The organism is Verminephrobacter aporrectodeae subsp. tuberculatae At4 (genome assembly GCF_000193225.1).
GTDB classification, from domain to species: domain Bacteria; phylum Pseudomonadota; class Gammaproteobacteria; order Burkholderiales; family Burkholderiaceae_C; genus Acidovorax; species Acidovorax aporrectodeae.
The window spans coordinates 1-7,466 of record NZ_AFAL01000060.1 but is presented as its reverse complement, the minus strand read 5'-3'; the positions used below and the strand labels follow the sequence as shown (position 1 = coordinate 7,466).

Below are 7,466 nucleotides of genomic sequence, written 5' to 3'. Positions count from 1 at the left end.
GCCGCGCGCGCGCTGCTCGAAGCGGGCGCAGACGCGGTCAAAGTCGGCATCGGCCCGGGATCCATCTGCACCACCCGCATCGTCGCCGGTGTTGGCGTGCCGCAGATCATGGCCATCGACAGCGTGGCCACGGCGCTCGCAGGCAGCGGCGTGCCCTTGATCGCGGACGGGGGAATCCGCTACAGCGGCGACATCGCCAAGGCCCTTGCGGCCGGCGCCAGCACGGTGATGATGGGCGGCATGTTCGCCGGCACCGAGGAAGCGCCGGGCGAGGTCATCCTGTACCAGGGCCGCAGCTACAAGGGCTACCGCGGAATGGGCAGCATCGGCGCGATGCAGCAGGGCAGCGCCGACCGCTACTTCCAGGAATCGAGCACCGGCAACCCGAACGCCGACAAGCTCGTTCCCGAGGGCATCGAAGGCCGCGTTCCCTACAAGGGATCCATGGTCTCCATCGTCTACCAGATGGCGGGCGGCGTGCGCGCTGCCATGGGCTACTGCGGCTGCACAAGCATAGAAGAGATGCACCACAGGGCCGAGTTCGTCGAGATCACCGTCGCCGGAATCCGCGAAAGCCATGTGCACGACGTGCAGATCACCAAGGAAGCGCCGAACTACCGCGCCGACTGACGGGGCGCGCCTGCCGCCGGCCCCCGCTTGACCGAGCCCACCCGCCTCCGACCGGGCGCACCATGCAACACCAGAAAATCCTCATCCTTGACTTCGGTTCGCAAGTCACCCAACTCATCGCCCGCCGCGTGCGCGAGGCCCGCGTGTACTGCGAGGTGCATCCCTGCGACGTGAGCGACGAATGGCTTCGTGACTACGCGCGAGGCGGATCGCTCAAGGGCGTGATCCTCTCCGGCAGCCACGCCAGCGTGTACGAAAACACCACCGACAAGGCGCCCCAGGCGGTGTTCGGTCTGGGCCTGCCGGTGCTCGGCATCTGCTACGGCATGCAGACCATGGCGCATCAGCTCGGCGGCAAGGTCGAGGGCGGCCACAAGCGCGAGTTCGGCGCTGCCGCCGTGCGCGCGCATGGCCATACCGCGCTGCTCAAGGACATCGCCGACTTCAGCACCCCCGAGGGCCACGGCATGCTGAACGTGTGGATGAGCCATGGTGACAAGGTCACCGAGCTGCCCCCGGGATTCAAGCGCATGGCCAGCAGCGACGGCTGCCCGATCGCTGCCATGGCCGACGAGGAACGCCGCTTCTACGCCGTGCAGTTCCACCCCGAAGTCACGCACACCCCGCAGGGCAAGGCACTGCTCGAACGCTTCGTGCTGGGCATTTGCGGCGCCCGGCCCGACTGGGTGATGCGCGAGCACATTGCCGAAGCCGTGGAGCAGATCCGCCAGCAGGTGGGCGACGAGGAGGTGATCCTGGGCCTGTCCGGCGGCGTGGATTCTTCGGTGGCCGCAGCGCTGATCCAGCGCGCCATCGGTGCGCGGCTGACCTGCGTGTTCGTCGACCACGGCCTGCTGCGCCTGAACGAGGGCGACGCGGTCATGGACATGTTCGTGGGTCAACTGCACGCGAAGGTGATCCGTGTCGACGCCAGCGAGCTGTTCCTGGGCCGGCTGGCGGGCGTGAGCGACCCCGAGCAAAAGCGCAAGATCATCGGCGGCCTGTTCGTCGACGTATTCAAGGCCGAAGCCGCCAAGCTCAAGGCGGGCGGCGCAGGCCACAAGGGCGCGAGCTTCCTCGCGCAGGGCACCATCTACCCCGACGTGATCGAATCGGGCGGCGCCAAGAGCAAGAAGGCCGCCAGCATCAAGAGCCATCACAACGTGGGCGGTCTGCCCGAACAACTGGGCCTGAAACTGCTCGAACCGCTGCGCGACCTGTTCAAGGACGAGGTGCGCGAACTCGGTGTGGCCCTGGGCCTGCCACCCGGGATGGTCTACCGCCACCCCTTCCCCGGCCCCGGCCTGGGCGTGCGCATCCTGGGCGAAGTGAAAAAGGAATACGCCGAACTCCTGCGCCGCGCCGACGCGATCTTCATCGAAGAACTGCGCAACTGCAGCGACCCGGCCACGGGGAAAACCTGGTACGAACTCACGAGCCAGGCGTTCGCCGTGTTCCTGCCCGTCAAGAGCGTGGGCGTCATGGGCGACGGCCGCACCTACGAGCACGTCGTGGCCCTGCGCGCCGTGCAGACCAGCGATTTCATGACCGCCGACTGGGCGCAACTGCCCTACGACCTGCTCAAGAAAGTCTCGTCGCGCATCATCAACGAGGTGCGCGGAATCAACCGCGTGACCTACGACCTGTCGAGCAAGCCGCCTGCGACCATTGAGTGGGAGTAATCCCACATCTCGTACAACCTCGTACGAGACGGCGTGGGCGGTATCGGCATCACTCTGGCCGAAGCGCGGGAGCGGCTGGGTGAAGCCAAGATGCTGCTCGCCGCGTTTCAGCTCTTGTGCTTGATGTAGTGTAATCAGTTGATTATTTATACTGTGGGCATGTTTACGGTCAAACTATTGCCCGAATTCAGAGCTTGGTTGAACGGTCTGGTTGATGCGAAGGTTCGTGACGTGATCATGGCGCGGCTCGATCGATTGGAATGCGGCTTGATGGGCGATGTGCAGCCTGTGGGCGATGGCGTATCGGAACTGCGCATCCATATCGGCGCGGGCTGGCGGGTGTACTTCATACAGCGCAGTACGCAGCTGATCGTGCTGCTGGCCGGTGGGTCCAAGCGTTCGCAAAAGGCCGATATCAAGCGTGCCAAGGAACTGGCGGCGCTGCTGAAAAACTGACGGAGAAACGACGATGAGCCAACGTATCAGCAAACAACGCATCAATGTGGATGAACTGCCGGTGTTCGATTCCAGCGAGTATCTGGACAGCGAAGAATCCATTGCCAACTACCTGACGGACATTCTTGAAGCGCACGACACGGGCTTGTTGGCCGCCGCGCTCGGCAAGATTGCCCGCGCGCGTGGCATGACAGAAATCGCCAAGTCTGCCGGCATTACGCGGGAATCTCTGTATAGGGCTTTGCGGTATGAAAGCGAGCCGCGCTTCGATACCATCCATCGCGTTTGCGCAGCGCTTGGCGTGCGGCTGGTTGCCCTGCCTGTGGCAGTAGCAGCCTGACGCGCGGTCCGGGCGCTGACGTTTCGGGCCGGCGTGCGCAGGAGGAGCCCACGGCCCCCGTGCGGGGCGTGCAGGACAGTCTGGTCGTCCTGGCGGCGGCATACGCTGTGCGCATCCATCGCAGGAGCCCGGTCATGCGCAAGAAAAGCCAAGAAAATTTCCCAGGGCCTGACCGCTGTTGGTTGGCTGCGCAGCGGATTCATGGATTGGTCACAGTGCATGGCTACATTGCCATGTTTCTTTTTCCAACCAAGGAATCCCCCCATGTCCGACGCGCCTCCCTTTCCGAAATCCCGTCGCAAATTTTTGTACGACGCTGCGCTCGGCACGAGCGCCTGGATCGGCGCTGGCCAGCTGGCCCCCGTGCTCGCGCAGCAGCAGGGCCCTGCGATCGTGACCTCGGAGCGGCTGCGTCCGCAGGTGGGCAGCGGCGTCATGAGCGGCGACACCACGCGCGACGCGGCGATCCTGTGGAGCCGCACCGACCGCCCGGCGCGCATGGTGGTCGAGTATTCGCCGAATGAAAATTTCAAGGACGCGCGCACGCTCGTCGGCCCGGTCGCGCTGGCGCGCAGCGATTACACCGCGCGCGTTGATTTGCGCGGTCTGCCGGTGGCGCAGCGCCTGCATTACCGCGTGCGCTTCCAGGATCTGCAGCACGAATCGGCGTGGAGCGAGCCGCTTGTCGGCAGTCTGCTCATCCCCGGTGGCAGCGCGCGCGACATCTGCTTTGCGTTTTCCGGCGATGAGGCGGGGCAGGGCTGGGGCATCGACGAGTCCCGGGGTGGCTTTCGCGTGTACGAAACCATGCGGCGTTTCAAGCCGGATTTCTTCATCCATTCGGGTGACCAGATCTACGCCGACGGTCCGATCCAGGCCGAGGTGAAACTCGACGACGGCAGTCTCTGGCGCAATCTGGTGACCCCGGCGAAGTCCAAAGTGGCCGAGACGCTGGACGATTACCGCGGCAACTTTGCGTACAACCTGATGGACGCGAACAAGAAGCGCTTCATGGCCGAGGTGCCCTTCCTGGTGCAGTGGGACGACCACGAGGTGCGCAACAACTGGTACCCCGGCCAGGTGATCGGTGCGGCCGAAAAGCGCTATCAGGAGCGCGAGATCAACCTGCTGGTGCAGCGCGCGCGGCAGGCCATGTTCGAGTACAACCCGTTTCGCATCGACCGCGCCGACCCCGAGCGCGTCTACCGTTCGTTCAACTATGGTCCGCTGCTGGAAGTGTTCATGCTCGACGAGCGCAGCTATCGCGGCGCGAACTCGCCCAACCGCCAGAGCAAGCCGGGTCCGGATGCGGCGTTCCTGGGCGCGGCGCAGACGCAGTGGATCAAGCAGTCGCTGCTGCGCTCGCGCGCGACCTGGAAGCTGATCGCCAGCGACATGCCGATTTCCATCATCGTGCGGGACCTGAATCCGGACGTGCCGCAAGGCAACTTTGAGGCCTGGACGAATGCCGACGATGGCAAGCCGGCGGGCCGCGAGCTGGAACTGGCGCAGCTGCTGCGCTTCATCAAGCAGCACGACATCAAGAACGTGGTGTGGGTCACGGCCGACGTGCACTACGCGTCGGCCACCTATTACACGCCGGAAAAGGCGCAGTTCACGGACTTCAAACCGTTCTGGGAGTTCGTCGGCGGCCCCTTGCACGCGGGCACTTTCGGCCCGGGCGAGATCGACCACAGCTTCGGCCCGGACGTGCGCTACGTCAGCGTTCCGGAGGGAATGAAGCAGAACCGCTCGCCGGCCGACCAACTCCAGTTCTTCGGCATTGGCAAGATCGACGCGAAGACCCGGGCGCTGACGATGTCCTTGCACGACGTTGACGGCAAGAATCTGTTTGGCGTCGAACTGTCGCCGGAGGCCTGACCCGAACGCGCCGCAACGGGGGCCCGGCTTGGCGCGTCGGGTCCTTGATCCAGCCGCGCAGCACGCCGGCCGCGCCTTTCAGTGGCAGGTCTGCTGGCTGTTCACGATGCGTTTGAGCGCGTCGATGTCCAGGAGGCGGACATGGCGCTGATTCACCTCGACGATGCCTTCTTCCACGAACTTGGAGAAGGTGCGGCTCACCGTCTCGAGCTTCAGTCCCAGATAGCTGCCGATTTCTTCGCGCGTCATGCGCAGCACCAGTTCGGAGCGCGAGAACCCCCGGGCATGCAGGCGCTGCACGAGATTCAGCAGGAACGCGGCCAGGCGTTCCTCGGCGCGCATGCTGCCCAGCAGCAGCATCACGCCGTGCTCGCGCACGATTTCGCGGCTCATGATCTTGTGCACATGGTGCTGCAGGGCGGTGATTTCGCGGGACAACTCTTCGATGCGATCGAACGGCATGACGCAGACTTCGGCGTCTTCCAGTGCCAGCGCGTCGCAGGTGTGGTGGTCGTTGACGATGCCGTCGAGACCGATGATCTCGCCGGCCATCTGAAAGCCCGTGACCTGATCGCGGCCATCCTCGGTGGCCACGCAGGTCTTGAAGAAACCCGTGCGGATGGCGTAAAGCGAGGTAAAGGGTTCGCCGTTGCGAAACAGCGGTGTGCCGCGCCGGATCTTGCGTCGAACGGCCACGACCTCGTCGATGCGCTGCAATTCCTGTGCGTTCAGATCCACGGGCATGCATAGCTCGCGCAGGTTGCAGTTCGAGCAAGCGACTTTCATGGTCAGCGGATTCATCGGCATGTCGGGCGCATGGGCTGGGGGTCGAATGCCGAGCATAACGTGCCCGATGCGGCGGGAGCGCGCCTGACGCTGGCGGGAGGCTGACAGGCGGGCAAATAGGCTGCCCTGGGGTGACCCCGTGCATCGCTTGACTCAGGTCAAGGACATGTCCCGGGCGGTGCAGCACATTCGGGGTGCAAGCCAAGGATATTTTGCCCATGACCGCCGTCTCGCCCGATCTTCTGCGCCGTTTTGACGTGCCAGGGCCACGCTATACCTCCTATCCGACGGCCGACCGCTTTGTCGAAGCCTTTGGTCAGGAGGACTATGTCCTGGCGCTGCAGGAGCGCCGCTCGGGCGCCCTGGCCAAGGCGCTGCCGCTGTCCCTGTACGTGCACATCCCTTTTTGCGCGTCGCTGTGCTACTACTGCGCGTGCAACAAGATCATCACCCGGCGGCACGATCGCGCCGAGGTCTATTTGCGCTACCTGGGCCGCGAGATCGATCTGCACACGGCGCACTGCGGTGTCGGGCAGGCGGTAAGCCAGCTGCATCTGGGGGGAGGAACGCCCACGTTTCTTTCGGACGCGGGACTGCAGGAGCTCATGCGCATGCTGCGGCGCAGCTTCAGCCTCGCGCCGGGCGGCGAGTACTCGATCGAAGTCGATCCGCGCACCGTCGATGCCGGGCGGCTGGCCTTGCTCGCGCAGCTGGGTTTCAACCGGCTGAGTCTGGGCGTGCAGGATTTCGATCCCCAGGTGCAGAAGGCGGTGCACCGCGTGCAGCCTGCGGAGCAGGTTTTTGCGCTGCGCGAGTCCGCGCGCGCGCTGGGCTTCGACTCGATGAACGTGGACCTGATCTACGGCTTGCCGCACCAGACGCCGCAGTCGTTCGAACGCACGCTGGCGCAGGTCACGCAGCTGCGCTCGGAGCGCATCGCGCTGTATGCGTACGCGCACCTGCCCGAGCGCTTCAAGTCGCAGCGGCGCATTCCTTTTGCGGCGCTGCCGAGCGCGTCGGACAGGGTGCTGATGCTCGCGCGCGCGCTCGATGCATTCACGGACGCCGGCTATGTGTACGTCGGCATGGACCACTTTGCCCTGCCCTCGGACGCCCTGGCCGTGGCCAAGCGCCAGGGGCGCCTGCACCGCAATTTTCAGGGCTACAGCACGCGGCCGGAGTGCGACCTGGTCGGTCTGGGGGTCTCGGCGATTGGCCGGGTGGGCGCGACCTACAGCCAGAACGCGAAGACGCTCGCCGAGTACTGCGATTTTCTCGACCAGGGCCGTCTGCCGGTGGTGCGCGGCCTGGCGCTCACGCGCGACGACCTGGTGCGGCGCGCCGCCATCATGGCGCTGATGTGCCAGGGCAAGCTGCTGTTCGAGCCCATGGAGCAGGCCTGGTTGATCGACTTCCGGCAGTATTTCGCCGCCGAGCTCGCGCAGCTCGAAGACATGGCGCAGCAGGGCCTGCTGCGCGTGGGTGCCGAGGGCATCGAAGTCAGTCCCACGGGCTGGTTCCTTGTGCGCGCGATCGCCATGGTTTTTGACCGCTACCTGCAGGCGGATCGCAACCGGGCGCGGTTCTCGCGCATCATCTGAGTTTTTTCATGTCCACGACGCTTGCCTGGACGGCCTTGCTCATGGGACTCGTTGGCGGGCCGCATTGTCTTGCCATGTGCTCGGCGCCCT

General features: G+C 65.0%; 7 protein-coding genes and 1 pseudogene. 7 read left to right on the top strand and 1 reads right to left on the bottom strand.

The window, feature by feature from the left end; translation table 11 throughout:
* The 5 genes from guaB to VTU_RS0102545 form a co-directional block, all read left to right on the top strand.
* A partial coding sequence (gene guaB, locus VTU_RS0102570; RefSeq protein ID WP_010100459.1) for an IMP dehydrogenase occupies positions 1-630 on the top strand: 630 nt, incomplete at its 5' end.
* Positions 631-692: 62 nt separating this feature from the next.
* Complete coding sequence (guaA, locus tag VTU_RS0102565; protein ID WP_010100457.1) at positions 693-2,312, top strand: glutamine-hydrolyzing GMP synthase; 1,620 nt, start codon at positions 693-695, stop codon at positions 2,310-2,312.
* 159 nt (positions 2,313-2,471) lie between these two features.
* Entirely contained in the window at positions 2,472-2,768 is a 297-nt protein-coding gene (locus VTU_RS0102555) for a type II toxin-antitoxin system RelE/ParE family toxin (RefSeq protein ID WP_029554038.1), read from the top strand.
* 13 nt (positions 2,769-2,781) lie between these two features.
* Positions 2,782-3,108: an addiction module antidote protein gene (locus VTU_RS0102550; protein WP_010100451.1), complete on the top strand. Its 327-nt coding sequence runs from the start codon at positions 2,782-2,784 to the stop codon at positions 3,106-3,108.
* Between the two features lie 264 nt (positions 3,109-3,372).
* The gene (locus tag VTU_RS0102545) at positions 3,373-4,989 is read left to right on the top strand and encodes an alkaline phosphatase D family protein (protein WP_010100449.1); all 1,617 of its coding nucleotides are present in this window, start codon (positions 3,373-3,375) and stop codon (positions 4,987-4,989) included.
* A gap of 78 nt (positions 4,990-5,067) precedes the next feature.
* Here the strand turns inward: VTU_RS0102545 and fnr are convergent, their stop codons facing one another.
* On the bottom strand, positions 5,068-5,790 hold the full coding sequence (fnr, locus tag VTU_RS0102540; RefSeq protein WP_010100447.1) for a fumarate/nitrate reduction transcriptional regulator Fnr: 723 nt from the start codon (positions 5,788-5,790) through the stop codon (positions 5,068-5,070).
* Positions 5,791-5,993: 203 nt separating this feature from the next.
* Here fnr and hemN point away from each other — a divergent pair, with 203 nt between their 5' ends.
* Both hemN and VTU_RS34620 read left to right on the top strand, forming a co-directional pair.
* Entirely contained in the window at positions 5,994-7,376 is a 1,383-nt protein-coding gene (hemN, locus tag VTU_RS0102535) for an oxygen-independent coproporphyrinogen III oxidase (protein ID WP_010100445.1), read from the top strand.
* A gap of 8 nt (positions 7,377-7,384) precedes the next feature.
* Positions 7,385-7,466 (top strand): annotated as a pseudogene (locus tag VTU_RS34620) (sulfite exporter TauE/SafE family protein); the annotation flags it as partial.